Source organism: Streptomyces sp. NPDC029122, from assembly GCF_055569445.1.
Genome location: NZ_JBVHWK010000029.1, coordinates 15,531 through 29,496, shown reverse-complemented (window position 1 = coordinate 29,496; position 13,966 = coordinate 15,531). Strand labels below are relative to the sequence as shown.

General features: G+C 74.4%; 17 protein-coding genes. 3 read left to right on the top strand and 14 right to left on the bottom strand.

The window, feature by feature from the left end; translation table 11 throughout:
* Window positions 1-50 precede the first annotated feature (50 nt).
* From ACZ4WZ_RS27545 to ACZ4WZ_RS27530, 4 genes are all read right to left on the bottom strand, one after another.
* Complete coding sequence (locus tag ACZ4WZ_RS27545; protein WP_467894386.1) at window positions 51-791, bottom strand: hypothetical protein; 741 nt, start codon at window positions 789-791, stop codon at window positions 51-53.
* Window positions 792-920: 129 nt separating this feature from the next.
* A complete protein-coding gene (locus tag ACZ4WZ_RS27540; protein WP_388938431.1) occupies window positions 921-1,151 on the bottom strand; it encodes a hypothetical protein in 231 nt (76 codons plus the stop codon).
* A gap of 115 nt (window positions 1,152-1,266) precedes the next feature.
* Window positions 1,267-2,133 (bottom strand): homocysteine S-methyltransferase, encoded by an 867-nt coding sequence (gene mmuM, locus ACZ4WZ_RS27535; RefSeq protein ID WP_467894384.1) that lies wholly within the window; start codon window positions 2,131-2,133, stop codon window positions 1,267-1,269.
* A gap of 14 nt (window positions 2,134-2,147) precedes the next feature.
* Window positions 2,148-3,071 (bottom strand): LLM class F420-dependent oxidoreductase, encoded by a 924-nt coding sequence (locus tag ACZ4WZ_RS27530; RefSeq protein WP_467894382.1) that lies wholly within the window; start codon window positions 3,069-3,071, stop codon window positions 2,148-2,150.
* 202 nt (window positions 3,072-3,273) lie between these two features.
* Here ACZ4WZ_RS27530 and ACZ4WZ_RS27525 point away from each other — a divergent pair, with 202 nt between their 5' ends.
* A complete protein-coding gene (locus tag ACZ4WZ_RS27525) occupies window positions 3,274-3,534 on the top strand; it encodes a hypothetical protein (RefSeq protein ID WP_467894380.1) in 261 nt (86 codons plus the stop codon).
* Between the two features lie 98 nt (window positions 3,535-3,632).
* On the opposite strand, the gene ACZ4WZ_RS27520 is transcribed toward ACZ4WZ_RS27525, so the two are convergent.
* The 4 genes from ACZ4WZ_RS27520 to ACZ4WZ_RS27505 all read right to left on the bottom strand — a co-directional run bounded on the left by ACZ4WZ_RS27520 (window position 3,633) and on the right by ACZ4WZ_RS27505 (window position 6,414).
* Window positions 3,633-4,121: a DUF6099 family protein gene (locus tag ACZ4WZ_RS27520; RefSeq protein ID WP_467894379.1), complete on the bottom strand. Its 489-nt coding sequence runs from the start codon at window positions 4,119-4,121 to the stop codon at window positions 3,633-3,635.
* 122 nt (window positions 4,122-4,243) lie between these two features.
* The gene (locus ACZ4WZ_RS27515) at window positions 4,244-4,639 is read right to left on the bottom strand and encodes a nucleotide pyrophosphohydrolase (protein WP_467894377.1); all 396 of its coding nucleotides are present in this window, start codon (window positions 4,637-4,639) and stop codon (window positions 4,244-4,246) included.
* Window positions 4,636-5,952, bottom strand: coding sequence for an AAA family ATPase (locus tag ACZ4WZ_RS27510; protein ID WP_467894375.1), 1,317 nt, complete (start codon window positions 5,950-5,952; stop codon window positions 4,636-4,638). Before ACZ4WZ_RS27510 ends, ACZ4WZ_RS27515 begins: the two co-directional genes overlap by 4 nt.
* Window positions 5,953-6,018: 66 nt before the next feature.
* Window positions 6,019-6,414 carry a cell division protein SepF gene (locus tag ACZ4WZ_RS27505; protein WP_388938420.1) on the bottom strand — a complete coding sequence of 132 codons (396 nt, stop codon included), beginning with the start codon at window positions 6,412-6,414 and terminating at the stop codon, window positions 6,019-6,021.
* Between the two features lie 98 nt (window positions 6,415-6,512).
* Here ACZ4WZ_RS27505 and ACZ4WZ_RS27500 point away from each other — a divergent pair, with 98 nt between their 5' ends.
* Entirely contained in the window at window positions 6,513-7,136 is a 624-nt protein-coding gene (locus tag ACZ4WZ_RS27500; protein WP_467894372.1) for a TetR/AcrR family transcriptional regulator, read from the top strand.
* A gap of 43 nt (window positions 7,137-7,179) precedes the next feature.
* A complete protein-coding gene (locus tag ACZ4WZ_RS27495; protein ID WP_467894370.1) occupies window positions 7,180-7,917 on the top strand; it encodes a DUF2470 domain-containing protein in 738 nt (245 codons plus the stop codon).
* 28 nt (window positions 7,918-7,945) lie between these two features.
* Here ACZ4WZ_RS27495 and ACZ4WZ_RS27490 read toward each other — a convergent pair whose 3' ends face one another.
* The 6 genes from ACZ4WZ_RS27490 to ACZ4WZ_RS27465 are packed head-to-tail and all read right to left on the bottom strand — an operon-like array spanning window position 7,946 to window position 13,698.
* A complete protein-coding gene (locus ACZ4WZ_RS27490) occupies window positions 7,946-9,268 on the bottom strand; it encodes an LLM class flavin-dependent oxidoreductase (protein ID WP_467894369.1) in 1,323 nt (440 codons plus the stop codon).
* Window positions 9,269-9,320: 52 nt separating this feature from the next.
* On the bottom strand, window positions 9,321-10,256 hold the full coding sequence (locus tag ACZ4WZ_RS27485) for an ABC transporter permease (protein WP_467894368.1): 936 nt from the start codon (window positions 10,254-10,256) through the stop codon (window positions 9,321-9,323).
* Window positions 10,253-11,068, bottom strand: coding sequence for an ABC transporter ATP-binding protein (locus ACZ4WZ_RS27480; protein ID WP_467894366.1), 816 nt, complete (start codon window positions 11,066-11,068; stop codon window positions 10,253-10,255). The genes ACZ4WZ_RS27485 and ACZ4WZ_RS27480 overlap by 4 nt, the downstream gene beginning before the upstream one ends.
* 6 nt (window positions 11,069-11,074) lie before the next feature.
* Window positions 11,075-12,115, bottom strand: a complete 1,041-nt coding sequence (locus tag ACZ4WZ_RS27475) for an ABC transporter substrate-binding protein (protein ID WP_467894364.1) — start codon at window positions 12,113-12,115, stop codon at window positions 11,075-11,077.
* Window positions 12,116-12,145: 30 nt separating this feature from the next.
* Window positions 12,146-12,712 carry an NADPH-dependent FMN reductase gene (gene ssuE / locus ACZ4WZ_RS27470; protein ID WP_467894362.1) on the bottom strand — a complete coding sequence of 189 codons (567 nt, stop codon included), beginning with the start codon at window positions 12,710-12,712 and terminating at the stop codon, window positions 12,146-12,148.
* 20 nt (window positions 12,713-12,732) lie between these two features.
* Window positions 12,733-13,698, bottom strand: coding sequence for a TauD/TfdA dioxygenase family protein (locus ACZ4WZ_RS27465; protein WP_467894361.1), 966 nt, complete (start codon window positions 13,696-13,698; stop codon window positions 12,733-12,735).
* Window positions 13,699-13,966 lie beyond the last annotated feature (268 nt).

Genomic DNA, 13,966 nt, shown 5'->3' with positions numbered 1-13,966 from the left:
GCTCCAGCATGACCTGGGCGGCAGCGCCGGGGCGAACGGATTTCCGGAGATCAGTCGTCGGACGGGCCGGGATCGCGGGTGCAGATGTGGCCGGACGGGCAGGCGGAGCAGCCCTTGACCCCGGCGAGCTCGGCGACGGCCCCGAAGAGCTCGCGGGCCCGCTCGACGGTTCCGACGCCTTCGTGCCGGGCGAAATCCTCCGGGTCGGGCTCGGCGCCCTCGGCCATGTGGGACCTGATGAAGGCCAGGGCGGCGAACTCGTCGGGGCCGATGTCACCGGGGTGCGCGGGGACGCAGACCTTCGGGACGAGCGTGTCCTCCGGGGAGTCGGCGAACACCCAGGGGTCTCCGGGTCGTTCGGGGCGCTGGGCGACGATCCGCAGGAGGGTCGCCTCCGTGCCGGTGTCCAGGAGGACGCCCCCGTGGGCGTGCAGTTCGTGCAGGCTCCTGCGGACCTGGTCGCCGGCCGGGTCGGCGCCGAGCATCTCCGCGGCCACGTCGACCGGCAGCGGCGCGACCGTGTCGCCCTGGCGCAGCAGGACGGTGCCCTCGTCGATGGCGACGTCGAGGTGCACGGCCTGGACGGGGATGCGGCCCGGGTAGAAGGCGCGCAGACGCCCGAGGCGGCGCACCAGGTCGACGGCGTCCGGGGACAGGCGCGGATCGTCGGCGGCGTCGGCGGACTTCGGGTCGACCCTGAGCCACTCGTCGTAGCCGGGGGGCTGCAACTGCTGGAGCGTGTACTGGGCCTGGCGGCTGCGCCCCGGCTTGTTGGGCTTCCTGCGTCCCATGGGGTTCCTCTCGCCCGTAGGGGGTGTCGGACCCTGCACAACGACCGGGTCCGGCCGAGGTGCGGCGGCCGGACCACCCACGGGGGTGATTCGGCCACCGTCCTGCGAGCACCTCCGTGGGCTTCGTGTTCAGCGCTGCTTGGGAATGTTGAGCGGGCGGCCGATGTGCCAGTGCGGTTCGCTGCCGCTGTACGGGCACAGGTAGGCGATCCGCTCGTGCTGCCACGGCTGGATCCGGTTCATCTCGCTCGCGGCCCGTTCCGCCGCGGCCTCGTTCGCGAACTGCTTCTTCTCCCCGCACGCCCTGGAGCGGGTGATGCGGCGCCTGGCGGCGGCGCCCGTCCTGCTGGTGCGCTTCATCTCTCCTGCCTATCCCAGCGGGAGCCGGCCAGAAAGGCCGTTCACCCGATCGAGTGACAGTCGGCCGCGGGCCCTTGCCTTGGCCGCGTCACCGGTCCCGCGCCACGGGTCCCGGTCAGGCCCGCTGGGCGCCGAGGGCGGCGATGCCGTCCGGGCCGATGCGGCAGCAGCCGCCGATGAGGCGCGCGCCTGCGGTGCGCCAGGCCCGGACGGGCCAGGGGGCCGGGGTGGCGGGGGCGTTCCAGGTGCCGGTGGCCGCGTCCCAGACGGAGCCGTCGTTCGGGTAGGCCACCAGCGGCTTCGCGGTGACGGACGCGGCGGCCTCCAGGGCGGGCAGCACGTCGGCCGGATCGCAGCAGTTGACGCCGACCGCGATCACCTCGGGCGCGGCGGCCGCCAGGGCGAAGGCCTCGGCGAGGGGCTGGCCGGCCCGGGTGCGGCCGCCCGCGACCGTGTAGCTGAGCCAGGCACGCGCCCCCGTCCCCGCCAGCACCCGCAGCAGGGCCTCGGCCTCCAGGGCGTCCGGGACGGTCTCCAGTGCCAGCACGTCCGGGCCCGCCGCCAGCAGCGCCCCGACCCGGGGCCGGTGGAAGGCGGCCAGCTCCGCCACGCTCAGCCCGTACCGTCCGCGGTACTCGGAGCCGTCCGCCAGGACCGCCCCGTACGGGCCCACCGAGGCGGCCACCCAGACCTCGCGGCCGGCGGCCCGCGCCGCGCCGCCGGCCACCCGCACGCTCCGCTCCAGCAGGGCGGGGTCGTGCCCGACCTGGTAGCTCGCGGTGATCAGCACCTCGGCCCCGGCCCTGACGTACGCCGTGTGGGCGGCCGCCACCTGGTCGGGGCGCTCGGCGAGCACCCGGCCCGTCCACATCCCCCCGGACAGGTCGCAGCCCTGGTCGGCGAGCTGGTTGCTCAGCCCGCCGTCCAGGAGCACGACCCTGCGGGCCAGGGCTTCGGCGAGCGGGCCGGTCGCACGGGGCATGGTTCCACGGTCCCCTAACCGAGCTGGGACAGCACCCGGGCGGAGATCAGCTCCAGGTGGTCGAGGTCGTCGAGGTCGAGGAGCTGGAGGTAGGCGCGCGAGGAGCCGATGGCGGAGTAGGTGCCGAGCTTCTCCACCACCTCGTCCGGGGAGCCGGCCAGGCCGTTGGCCTTGAGCTCGTCCACCTCCCGTCCGATGGCGGCGGCCCGGCGGGCCACCTCGGCGTCGTCCTTGCCGACGCACACCACCAGGGCGTTGGAGTAGACGAGTTCGTCCGCCTTGCGCCCGGCCTCGGCGGCGGCCTCCCGGACCCGGGCGAACTGCCTGCGGCTGTCCTCCACCGAGGCGAACGGCATGTTGAACTCGTCGGCGTACCGGGCGGCGAGGCGCGGGGTGCGCCGCGCGCCGTGCCCGCCGATGAGGACGGGCACCTTTTTCTGCGCCGGCTTGGGGAGCGCCGGGGAGTTCTCCACCCGGTAGTGGACGCCCCGGTGGTCGAAGGTGGCGCCGGGCTCGGTCGCCCACAGGCCCGTGATGATGGCCAGCTGCTCCTCCAGCCGGGCCATCCGCTCGGCCGGGAAGGGGATGCCGTACGCCTTGTGCTCCTCCTCGAACCAGCCGGCGCCCAGGCCCAGTTCGACGCGGCCGCCGGACATCTGGTCGACCTGCGCCACCTGGATCGCGAGGACGCCGGGCAACCGGAAGGTTCCGGCCGTCATCAGCGTGCCCAGCCGGATCCGCTTCGTCTCGCGGGCCAGGCCCGCGAGGGTGATCCAGGCGTCGGTGGGACCCGGCAGGCCGTCGACGGAGCCCATCCGCAGGTAGTGGTCCGAGCGGAAGAACGCCTCGAAGCCCAGGTCCTCGGCGGCCTTGGCGACGGTCAGGAGCGTGTCGTAACTGGCGCCCTGCTGCGGTTCGGTGAAAATGCGGAGATCCATGCTCCCCATCCTGCCCGTCCCACCCCTGCCGGGTGAATCCGCGTCAACCGGAAGCCCGCCCCCCGCCCCGCCAGTGACCAGCGGCGATGGAGATCGTTGGCTCGGACGGAGCCGGACCGCCCGGCCCGCGCGCCGGCGGCCTCCCGCCGATGCGTCCACCGCCCCCTTCCGCATCGGAAGGGCCAGGGCCGAGGAGGCCGCCATGTCCCACGAGTCCGTGCCCGAGCATCCCGGACAGACCGGACAGGCAGCACACGACGACGCACGCCAGGAGTCCGCGGCGCCCGCCCAGGGCGGGGCTCCGAAGGGCCTGTTGCAGCAGATGGAGGAGCTGATGGCGGCGCTGAACGCCGACCTCTCGCAGCTCGACGCCGACCTCCAGCACTCCGCGGACCGTACTCCCCCAGCGGCCCCCGGTACCCGCGCGTACGAGGGCGAGCTCCGCTCGGACCGGTCCCACTGACCGCGCGGGGGTCCCGTCGCGCGCGCCGGGACCCTCAGCCGCGGACACGGGCCCGGCGGCCCCCTCCGGCGGCGCCGCTCCTCCCGCTCACTCCCGGCTCAGCCGACTCCCGAAGCCGGACCCCGCTCCCGCACGGACGTCATCCGGCGCAGCAGTGCCCGTACCCGGTCGCTGGACTCGTCCGCCGCGTCGATCGACTCTATGCACTGCCAGTACAGGCCCTCCTCGTCCGTCGCGCAGGCGACCCCGACCAGGGCTATGCCGACCTCACCGAGCAGCTCCTGGAGCCCGAGCAGCGCCTGCCGTACGTCGGCCACCCCGCTCAGCTGCGCCGCCCTCGGGGGCTGTTCGGGCGGTCTCCCCTCACCGCGCAGGGCCGCCCGGTCTATGACCCCGCACCCCCTGCCGCCGGCTTCGCCCAGTCCCCGCGCCTCCGCCCTCAGCTCGGCCGGCCCGGCGACGGCCAGCCAGCTCCCGATGCCCTGCGCGAGCGCCTGGGCCTGCCAGGCCTCGCCCACGATGCCCCATGCCGCCCCGCTCCGTGCCAGCGCGTGCCGGCCGGCCGCGATGAGCCGTACCGCATCCATATGCCGTCCCCCGTCCGCACGACATCCCCTCATTCTTCACTACCCAGAGTGAAGGCAGCGAGCCAGTAAAGCCAGGGGTATTCGGAAATCTGTGGACACAAACATGGTTGTGGACGACGTCATCACTCCGAAGAGTGACGATCTGGTGCCGAAGTACCGGTTACCGGGAAGCGGTGTTCGTTCCTCTCGATCTTCGTGGCCAGCGCATCCAGCACATCCACCCCGAGAACCTCACAGAACTGCAGCAGATACGCCATCACGTCGGCGACCTCGTCGGCCACTCTGTGTGCGCTTTCGGGCTCGTCCATGATCGCCGCTGACTGTTCCGGCGTCAGCCACTGGAAGATCTCGACCAGTTCGGCGGCCTCCACGCTCAGCGCCACGGCCAGGTTCTTGGGCGTGTGGTACTGGGCCCAGTTCCGGGCGGCCGCGAAGTCGGCCAGCCGTCGCTGGAGCTGGTAAAGGCGTTCGCCTTGCTGATGAGCGGGCCCGTCGTCCGTGGGTGCGGCGTCGTTCATGGGGACAGGTCTACCACTGAGACGCCCGGCAGCCCCCGTCCGGTTCCCGCGGTGTCCTCGCCGACCGCCGCCACCAGCCGGATGTGCCCGCGCCCGCCGGACAGGAGGGCCAGGCGCAGCAGTTCGGCGGCCTGACGGCGGTCCAGTCCCCGGTCGAGGCCGTCGGCGAGGACGGTGAGGGCCTGGCGGGCGGAGAGCAGTTCGGCGGCCGGGTCCACGGCCAGCACGCCGGGTCCGGTGAGCAGGACGAGGGCCAGCGCCAGGAAACGCAGCTCCCCCGCGCCGAGGCGGTCCAGGCCGGTGGCGGGGAGGGCGGGGCCCCGGTCCAGTACGGCGGTCACGAGCCCGGTGCCGTCGGGGGCCGCCCGTACGTCGAGCCCCGCCACCGGCCCGGCGCATCCGGCCCGCGCCGCCGCGGCCAGCAGCGCGTGGCGGGTGCCGCATTCGTGGCGGGTCCGGCGCAGTACGTCGGCCAGGTTGCCGCAGTCGGTCCGCAGCCGGCCCTCCCCGGGCGGGACGGGCGCCCGCATCCGGCCGGGCCGCGGATCACAGGGGAAGACCGCCCGCAGGGCGACCACCACCTGCTCGGCGGCGGCCAGCACCCGCCGCTGCCCGGCCGTGGACCCGGCCACGCGCAGCGGCAGCAGACCGGTCCCGAGCCGGTCGTCCGGCAGCTGCGCGCGGGTGACGCCGACGGTTCCGCCGGTGAACCAGGCGGCCTCGACGGTGCGGCGGCGCGGGTCGCGCAGGGCGGTGGTGAGGAGGATCCGGCCGTCCTGGGAGAGCCGTTCGCCGGCGATGCGCAGCACGGGCTCGGCCTGGACGGCGAGGTCGAGGCGGACGGGGCCGGACGGGCCGTCGACCGTGCAGCCGAGGTGGAAGCCGCGCCGCCCGCCGGGGCCGGGCCGGGCCCCTTCGGGCACCCGGGCCCGCGGGTCGGGGAAGGCCTCGCCCAGGGTGGCTCCGGAGGCGAGCTGGGCCAGCGCCCGGTAGGCGGCCAGGGCCTGGGACTTGCCGCTGCCGCTGGGGCCGGTGAAGAGGGTCACGGGGCCCAGCGGGAACACGGCCGCCCGGTGCGTCCCGAAGGCGGACAGCCGCAGTTCCGTGACGGCCGGGCGGGGTGGGCCGGCATCGGCGTCGGCGGGAGCGCCGTCGGAGGCGGTGGCTCCCGCGGCGCCCGGCGGCGTACCGGAACGGGTGCCGCGGCCGGGGTGCGCGCGTAACGGGCTGTCAGCTGTCTCGTCGCACGGGGGCGTACCGGTCGGGGCGGCGGCGGGTGCGCCGGGCCTCGCCGTGTCCAGGGTGGCGTCCATGGCCGGACGGTACGGTCCGCCGGGCGGGCCGGGTGACCGCCGAACCGTTCCGCCGCCGTGACCTTCCTACGATCGGGGGACGGCCGCCGCCGCGATCCCCTCCACCTCGGTGCCGACCGGCGCCAGCAGGAAGACGTTGCGGTCGACGCGGTGCATGCCGCTGCCCAGGCCGAAGACCACGCCGCTGCTGAAGTCGAGGATCCGCTTGGCCACTTCGCTGTCCGCGCCGGTGAGGTCCAGCAGTACGGGGATCTGCGCGATCAGGTACTCCGCCACCTCCCGCGCGTCGGCGAAGATCTGGACCCGGATCACCACGAAGCGCCGCTGTTCCGCCGCGGCCGGTCCGGGAGCCTTGGGGATGGTGCGGTGGTCCACCCGGGAGGGCCACTCGTTGCGGCTGCGCAGGGGTACCACCTGCGCGAGCCCCTCCCACTGCTCGTCGGTGACGTCGTACCTGCTCACCGGGCCGCCTCGGCCGCGCGCTTCATGTGCATCCACCCATCCTCTCGCGTTTCACCCGTTCAGCCCAACACCGACACGGAGCACGTAGGGTCGCCGCCATGACCAATGGCGACGAGGTCCGCACGCCACGCGACATCACGGCCGCCGGGCGGCCCCCGCTGCGCGAGGACGCGGTCCGCAACCGCGCGCAGATCCTCGCCGCCGCCGAGCAGTTGTTCACCGAGCGGGATCCTCGCAGCGTGACGATGGACCACATAGCCAAGGCCGCGGGGGTCGGGCGGGCCACCCTCTACCGTCGCTTCCCCGATCCCGCCTCCGTGGCCGGCGCCCTCCTCGAGGAGCACGAGCGCATCCTCGGGGGGCGGCTCGCGTTCGGTCCGCCGCCGCTGGGGCCCGGCGCTCCTCCGGCGCAGCGGCTGGCGGCCTTCTACTCCGCGGCCCTGGAACACCTGGAGCGGCACCTGCCGCTGGCCCTGGGCATCGGTCCGGGTCCGGCCCGGTTCGCGGGCGGCGCGTACCGGCACTGGCGCGCGCACGTGCGGGGCCTGCTGGTGGAGGCCGGTGCCGACGACCCCGACGTGAGCGTGGACGCCCTGCTCAGCCCGCTCTCCCCGGAGGTCTACCAGTTCCAGCGGCACACCCTGGGCTACCCGACCGTGCGGATCGCCGAGACGCTCGCCCGGCTGGCGCGCGGGGTGCTCCCCGCCTCGGCGATGGGTTAGGTTAGGCATACCTAAGTCAATCTCCGATGAGGGAGAGATCCGCATGCGCCTGCCCGGTGCCCCCGCCGCCACCTCCGCCGCCCGGCCCACCGAGGCCGAGCTGGTCCGCTCCGTCCTGGCCGCCGCCCACTCGATGACGGTGGTCGTCGACGGGGTGCGCCACGAGGTCCGCAACCTGGACGGCGGGGACGTGCTCGGCCGGCTGCACCTGCACCCCGCCGCACCCCCGGCCGGGCACCCCGCCCCGCTGCCGGGCGCCGGACTGCCCGCCATCCGGCTGGAGTTCACCGACATCGCCCCGACGCCCGTACGCGACCGGGTGCGCGCCCGCGTCACCGTCCTGGGCCACCTGCTGACGCCCTGGGCCGACGAGGACTCCGCCCCCGGGACCGCCACCTGCGTGGAATACGGCCGGGCGGTGCTCGAGACCGCGCGCGGGACCTCGTACATCGGCCTGGACGAACTGGACGAGGCCTGGCCCGACCCGCTGGCCCCGTACGAGGCGGGCATGCTCACCCACCTCCTCGACGACCACCCCGAGCTGGTGACCCTGCTGCTGCGGCTGGTACGGCCGCGGCCCTCGGCCGCCGTCGTGCGCGCGCTGCCCCTCGCCCTGGACCGGTACGGGATCACCCTGCGCCTGGAGGAGCGCACCGGCCACCGCGACGTGCGGCTGCCCTTCCCCTCCGTCCTCGACGACGTCGACCAGGCGGGCGCCCAGATCCAGGCCCTGCTCAGCGCGGCCCGGCGGCGCTCCCACCGCAACTCGCTCCCGGCCTGAGGGCCGCCCGGGCCGCGTTCCCGTCCCCCTACCGGCTGTGGCGGTTGGCGGGGCGCGGAAGACCGTAGTGCTCGCGCAGGGTGGTCCCCGTGTACTCGGTGCGGAAGAGGCCGCGGGCCTGGAGGACCGGCACGACGTGGTCCACGAAGTCGGTGAGGCCGGTGGGCAGGACGGGCGCCATGATGTTGAAGCCGTCGGCGGCGCCCCGGGTGAACCACTCCTCCAGCTGGTCCGCGATCTGCTCGGGGGTGCCGGCGAACACCCGGTGGCCGCGGCCGGCGCCGAGGCGGGCGATCAGCTCGCGCAGGGTGAGCCCGTCGCGTCGGGCGATCTCGGCGACGAGCGTGAAACGGCTCTTGTTGCCGTTGATCTCCCGCTCCTCGGGGAGTTGGGGCAGCGGGCCGTCGAGGTCGGCGCCGGTGAGGTCGGTGCCGAGCATCCCGGACAGCTGGGCGAGCCCGTACTCGGGGACCTGGAGATCGGTGAGCTCCTGCTCCAGCGCCTTCGCCTCGGCCTCGGTTGAGCCGATGACGGGGGCGATTCCCGGCAGGACCAGCAGTTCGTCCTCGGTGCGGCCGTAGCGGGCCAGGCGGGACTTGAGGTCCTTGTAGAAGGTCTGGCCGTCGGCGAGGGTCTGCTGGGCGGTGAAGACGGCCTCGGCGTACCGGGCCGCGAACTCCTTCCCGGACTCGGACGAGCCGGCCTGCACGAGCAGCGGGTGACCCTGCGGGGAGCGGGGCACGTTGAGCGGGCCCGCGACGGAGAAGTGCTCACCGCGGTGCGCGGCCGGGTGGAGCTTGTCGGTGTCGGCGTAGACGCCGCGCTCCTTGTCGAGGACGATCGCGTCGTCCTCCCAGCTGTCCCAGAGCTTGGTGGCGACGTCGAGGAACTCGCGGGCGCGGTCGTAGCGCAGGCCGTGCTCCAGGTGCTCCTCGCGGTTGAAGTTGCGGGCCTCGTCGACGGTGCCGGAGGTGACGATGTTCCAGCCGGCGCGGCCGCCGCTGATGTGGTCGAGGGAGGCGAACGCGCGGGCGAGGTGGTAGGGCTCGTGGAAGGTCGTGGAGGCGGTGGCGATCAGGCCGATGTGCTCGGTGACGGCGGCGATGGCGGAGAGCAGGGTGATCGGCTCGAAGCCGCCGAGGGCGTTGTACCGGGCCTTGCCCCAGAGGGCGAGGCCGTCCGCGAAGAAGACCGAGTCCAGCCGTCCGCGCTCGGCGGTGCGGGCCAGCTCCTGGAAGTAGCGCGGGTCGGTGATGCGCTCGGGGCTGCCGGCCGGGTGCCGCCAGGCGGCGTCGTGGTGGCCGGCGTTCATCAGGAACGCGTTGAGGTGGAGGGTGCGGGCTGCGGGCATGTCTGTTCCCTGGGGCGGGCGAAGGGGCGGAGGGACGGAGGAGCCAGGCGGGTCAGGCGGGGACGCGCCAGAGGCTGAGGCGGCGTTCGACCGTGACCAGGAGCTGGTTGAAGGCGACGCCGATCGCCGAGATCGTGACGATCCCCGCGTACATCTGCGGGATGGCGAAGTTGAACTGCGAGGCGTTGACCAGGTATCCGAGCCCCGCCTTGGCGCCGATCATCTCGGCGGCCACCAGGACCAGGATGGAGACCGCTCCCGCCAGCCGGATGCCCGTGAAGACCGCCGGTACGGAGGCCGGGAGGATCACCTTCTGGAAGAGGCGGGGCGTCGACAGGTCCATCGACCGGGCGAGCCGGACCAGGGTGGGGTCGGCGTTGCGGACGGCGCTGATGGTGTTCAGCAGGACGGGCCAGACGCAGGCGTAGACGACGATCGACACCTTCGACGTCTCCCCGATGCCGAGGAGCAGGACGAAGACGGGCAGCAGCGCGAGGGCCGCCGTGTTGCGGAAGAGCTCCAGCAGCGGGCCCAGGAAGGCGGCGACGGGCCGGTACCAGCCGATCAGCAGCCCGAGCGGCACCGCCACCGCCACGGCGATGGCGAAGCCGCCGAACGCGCGGGTGAGGCTCGCCCGGACGTGCTCGCCCAGCTGCCCGTCGCCGAGCAGCTCCCACCAGGCCCGGGCCACCTCGCTGACCGGGGGCAGGAAGGTGGCGTCGACCAGGCCGAGCCGGGGCGCGGTCTCCCACAGCGCGAGCAGGGCGAGTACGGCCGCCGAGCGGAGCAGGCCGGCCCGCAGCCACCGCAGGACGGCCGCGGCCCGGGCCGGGCGGCGGACGGCCGCGGGTGGGGCGGGGACGGCCGGGGGCCGGTCCGGGGCGGGGGCCTGGGCCGCGGCGGCGGGGGCCGTCGGGGCCGGTGCCGGGCGCCCGGCTCCTCGTACCTCCTGCCCGGGACGGGCGGGGGCGGGGGTGTCGGTGCTCATACGGCGGCCTCCTCCTTCTCCAGTTGCCGGGCGCGGGCCACCTCGTCGTGGAGCAGGCCCCAGATCTCGTGGCGGTAGCGGGCGAACTCCGGGCTGGAACGCAGGTCCTCGCCCGCGGCCCCGGCGAGCCGGTCGCCGAGCGAGACCGGGACCACCTCCTTGACGCGGCCCGGGCGGGAGGTGAGGACGGCCACCCGCTGCCCGAGGTACACGGCCTCCTCGATGCCGTGCGTGATGAAGACGACCGTCTTGCCGGTGCGCAGCCAGATGCGCCGCAGCTCGTCCTGGAGGGACTCGCGGGTCTGCGCGTCCAGCGCGGCGAAGGGCTCGTCCATCAGCAGCACGTCCGGGTCGTACGCCAGTGAGCGGGCGATCGCGACCCGCTGGCGCATGCCGCCGGAGAGCTCGTGCGGGTGCCGGTCCTCGAAACCGGCGAGGCCGACCAGGTCGAGGAACTCGCGGGCGCGGTCCTTGCGCCGGCGGCGCGGGACGCCGGTCGCCTCCAGGCCGAACTCGACGTTGCCGAGCGCGGTGCGCCAGGGCAGCAGGGCGTACTGCTGGAAGACGATGCCCCGGTCCAGGCCGGGCCCGGTGACGGGCTCGCCGTCGAGCAGGATGCGTCCGGAGGTGGGGCGGGTGAGCCCGCCGAGGAGGTCCAGCAGGGTGGACTTGCCGCAGCCGCTGGGGCCGACGACGACCAGGAACTCCCCCGCGCCGATCTCCAGGTCGATGCCGTCGAGGGCGGTGAACTCGCCCGCGCCGCCCTTGACCGGGAACTTCTTGGTCACCGCGTCGAACACGATCTTCGTCATGCCGGTTCAGCCCTTCCCGAGGCCGTTGAACTCGTTGGTGTAGAGGCCGGCCGCCTTGAGCCCGCCGGGCTTGATCTCGCCGCGCTCGCCGAGCCAGTCCAGCCACAGCTGGAACTCCCCGTCCTCGATCCGGCCGTACTGCCCCGCCACCCCGTAGGAGCGCCAGAACCGGAGCGTCGAGGTGTCCTCGTTGCGGCCGCGCTTGCGGACGATCTCGGTCTGGCGGGCGATGACCTCCTCGCGCGGTGTGGTGCGCGACCACTCGATGGCCTTGCCGACCCCCGTGACGAAGGTGCGGACCGTGTCCGGGTTCTCCTTCACGAACTGCCTGGTCATCACGTACGAGCCGGCGCTGAACCTGCCGAGCAGGTCGTAGTCGCTGAACAGCGGCCTGATCCCGCCCGCCGCCAGGGCCTTGTCGCGCAGCACCCCGCTGAGCACGCCGACCTCGATCTGCTTCTGGCGCAGCACCTGCTCCGTGTTCACGGGCGGCACGACCAGGGCCTCCACCTTGGCGGCCTCGGCCCGGGAGACGCCGTTGCGGCTCAGGTAGATGTCGAGGAGCGCCTGGGAGTGCGCGCCCAGGGTGTTCATGCCGACCTTCTTGCCGAACAGGTCGCGGGCGGAGCGGACCGGGCTGTCCTCCAGGACGTAGTAACCGCTGTACGCGTCCTGGTCGACGCCGTAGTAGGAGATGACGGAGGTGATCGGGGCCTTGCTGGCGGCGAGTTTGACGATGGCGCCGTTGAAGGCGCCGCCGAAGTGGATCTGGCCGGTGGCGGCGGACTGGATGTCCTGGGGGCCGCTGATGGTGTTGCCGACCCACTCCAGCGTGAGGCCCTCCAGGTAGCCGAGGTCGTCGGCCAGCTCGGGGAGCGTGACGGCGCCGACGTTGCCCTGGTACTTGAGGGTGGTGACCTGGCCGCCGGAGCGGCGGCCGCCTCCGGTGGCGGTGGCCGTGCCGCAGCTCACCGCCGCCGCCGAGATGCCGAGCAGGGTGAGGAACTGGCGCCGGGAGCGGGTGGTCGTGGCGGGTGCTGCGGGCATGGCGGGGTCCTTGGGTGACGGGGCTGCTGGTTACGGGGTGGCGGTGAGGGCGGTGGCTTCGGCGGCGTGACCGCGCAGGGCGTCGGCGAACTCGTCGACGGCCTGGAAGAGGTCCAGCTCCGCCTCGGGCCGCAGCCGGTCCGGGCCGGCTCCCCGTTCGACGGAGGAGTCCAGGACGAACCGCCCGGCGGTGACGTGCCGGGCGCCGAGGGCGGCGAGGACCGGGCGCAGGGCGTAGTCGAGGGTCAGTACGTGGGCGAGGCTGCCGCCGGTGGCGAGGGGCAGGACCGTCTTCCCGGCCAGGCCGTCCTGCGGGAGCAGGTCGAGGAAGGCCTTGAGGAGGCCGGTGTACGCGGCCTTGTAGACCGGGGTCGCGATGACCAGGCCGTCGGCCGATGCGACGGCCTCCAGGGCGCGGCGGATCTCCGGTTCGCCGCGCCGGGCCGAGAGCAGGTCGGCGGCGGGGAGGGTGCGTACGGGGAGGCGGGCGGTCTCGAAGCCGGCGTGCGACAGGCGCGACAGCACGTGGTCGGCGACGACGTCGGTACGGGAGTGGGCGGAGGGGCTGCCGGTGAGGGCGAGCAGTCTGGGCGGCACGGGGCGCTCCGTTCTGGCGGTCAGGCGGTGGTGGAGGCGGTGGCGGTGGTGGAGGCGCCGGAGGCGATGCCGAAGGAGGGCTCCGGGACGGCTTCCGGGCTGATCAGGCGGGAGGGCACCCCGTCGGGACCGACCGGGACGTCGCCGTCGACGGTGACGCGGCGCAGGATGCGCTCGTGGTCGTCGGAGTCGTCGACGCCGTAGTGCTGGGTGGCGCGGTTGTCCCAGATGGCGACGTCGCCGGTCCGCCACTGCCAGCGGACGGTGTTCTCGGGGCTCTCGACGTGGGCCTGGAAGAGGTCGAGGAGGGCGCGGCTGTCGCGGCCGGTGAGCCCCTGGATCCGCTGGACGAAGTTGCCGAGGAGCAGGGTGCGTTCGCCGGTCTCGGGGTGGACGCGGACCACCGGGTGCTCGGTGAGGAAGGCGGTCGAGGTGAACACCTCGCGGTACTGGGCGAGGGCCTCGGGAAGGCCGTCGGGCCGCAGGGCGGCGTAGTCGTACTCGTTGGAGTGGAGGGCGCGCAGGCCGTCGGCGAGGGCGCGCAGCGGCTCGGGGAGGTGGGAGTAGGCGGCGGCGGTGTTGGCCCAGAGGGTGTTGCCGCCGTACGGGGGGACGGTGACGGCGCGCAGGACGGAGAAGGCGGGGTAGGCCGGGACGAAGGTGACGTCGGTGTGCCACTGGTTGGCGCGGGCCCCGTGGTGGGAGTCGATGCCGAGGGCGTAGCGGCCGTCGGCGGAGGGGACGGTGGGGTGTGCGACGGGCGTGCCGAGCAGCCGGGCGAAGGCCTCGTGGCCGGCCTCGTCGAGGTGGTCCTGGCCGCGGAAGAAGACGACCTTGTGGGTGAGGAGGGCGGCGCGGATCTCGGCGACGGTCCCGGCGGGGAGCTCGCCGCCGAGGCGGACGCCGCCGATCTCGGCGCCGAGGCGGCCGCCGAGGCGGGTGACGGTGGTGGTCGCGGGGGTGGTGGAGGCGGTGGCGGTGGACACGGGGACTCCTCGGAGGTGTGGCGGGTGTCGGGTGGGCGGGCGGAGCGGACACCAGCGGGTGCCGGCTCTGCCCGGAGGGGAGCTGCCGGTGGCGCCCCGGGGAAGCGGGGCGTGGGGGGCTGCGGGGTCGCCGGGGCGGACCTCGCCCGCCCGTGGAGGGCGGGGCGGCACGTCCTGGGGTCCGGTACCGCCGGAACCGGCTCCGGGCCTTCGGGCACGACGGAGCGGGGCGGGACCGGCAGGGCGGCGGAGTGCGGGGCGGCTTGGA

Excerpts from the sequence above, each read along its gene's own strand:
- ACZ4WZ_RS27545 (WP_467894386.1), bottom strand. The coding sequence starts at position 791 with ATGGGACGCAGGAAGCCCAACAAGCCGGGGCGCAGCCGCCAGGCCCAG.
- ACZ4WZ_RS27540 (WP_388938431.1), bottom strand. The coding sequence starts at position 1,151 with ATGAAGCGCACCAGCAGGACGGGCGCCGCCGCCAGGCGCCGCATCACC.
- mmuM (WP_467894384.1), bottom strand. The coding sequence starts at position 2,133 with ATGCCCCGTGCGACCGGCCCGCTCGCCGAAGCCCTGGCCCGCAGGGTC.
- ACZ4WZ_RS27530 (WP_467894382.1), bottom strand. The coding sequence starts at position 3,071 with ATGGATCTCCGCATTTTCACCGAACCGCAGCAGGGCGCCAGTTACGAC.
- ACZ4WZ_RS27525 (WP_467894380.1), top strand. The coding sequence starts at position 3,274 with ATGTCCCACGAGTCCGTGCCCGAGCATCCCGGACAGACCGGACAGGCA.
- ACZ4WZ_RS27520 (WP_467894379.1), bottom strand. The coding sequence starts at position 4,121 with ATGGATGCGGTACGGCTCATCGCGGCCGGCCGGCACGCGCTGGCACGG.
- ACZ4WZ_RS27515 (WP_467894377.1), bottom strand. The coding sequence starts at position 4,639 with ATGAACGACGCCGCACCCACGGACGACGGGCCCGCTCATCAGCAAGGC.
- ACZ4WZ_RS27510 (WP_467894375.1), bottom strand. The coding sequence starts at position 5,952 with ATGGACGCCACCCTGGACACGGCGAGGCCCGGCGCACCCGCCGCCGCC.
- ACZ4WZ_RS27500 (WP_467894372.1), top strand. The coding sequence starts at position 6,513 with ATGACCAATGGCGACGAGGTCCGCACGCCACGCGACATCACGGCCGCC.
- ACZ4WZ_RS27495 (WP_467894370.1), top strand. The coding sequence starts at position 7,180 with ATGCGCCTGCCCGGTGCCCCCGCCGCCACCTCCGCCGCCCGGCCCACC.
- ACZ4WZ_RS27490 (WP_467894369.1), bottom strand. The coding sequence starts at position 9,268 with ATGCCCGCAGCCCGCACCCTCCACCTCAACGCGTTCCTGATGAACGCC.
- ACZ4WZ_RS27485 (WP_467894368.1), bottom strand. The coding sequence starts at position 10,256 with ATGAGCACCGACACCCCCGCCCCCGCCCGTCCCGGGCAGGAGGTACGA.
- ACZ4WZ_RS27480 (WP_467894366.1), bottom strand. The coding sequence starts at position 11,068 with ATGACGAAGATCGTGTTCGACGCGGTGACCAAGAAGTTCCCGGTCAAG.
- ACZ4WZ_RS27475 (WP_467894364.1), bottom strand. The coding sequence starts at position 12,115 with ATGCCCGCAGCACCCGCCACGACCACCCGCTCCCGGCGCCAGTTCCTC.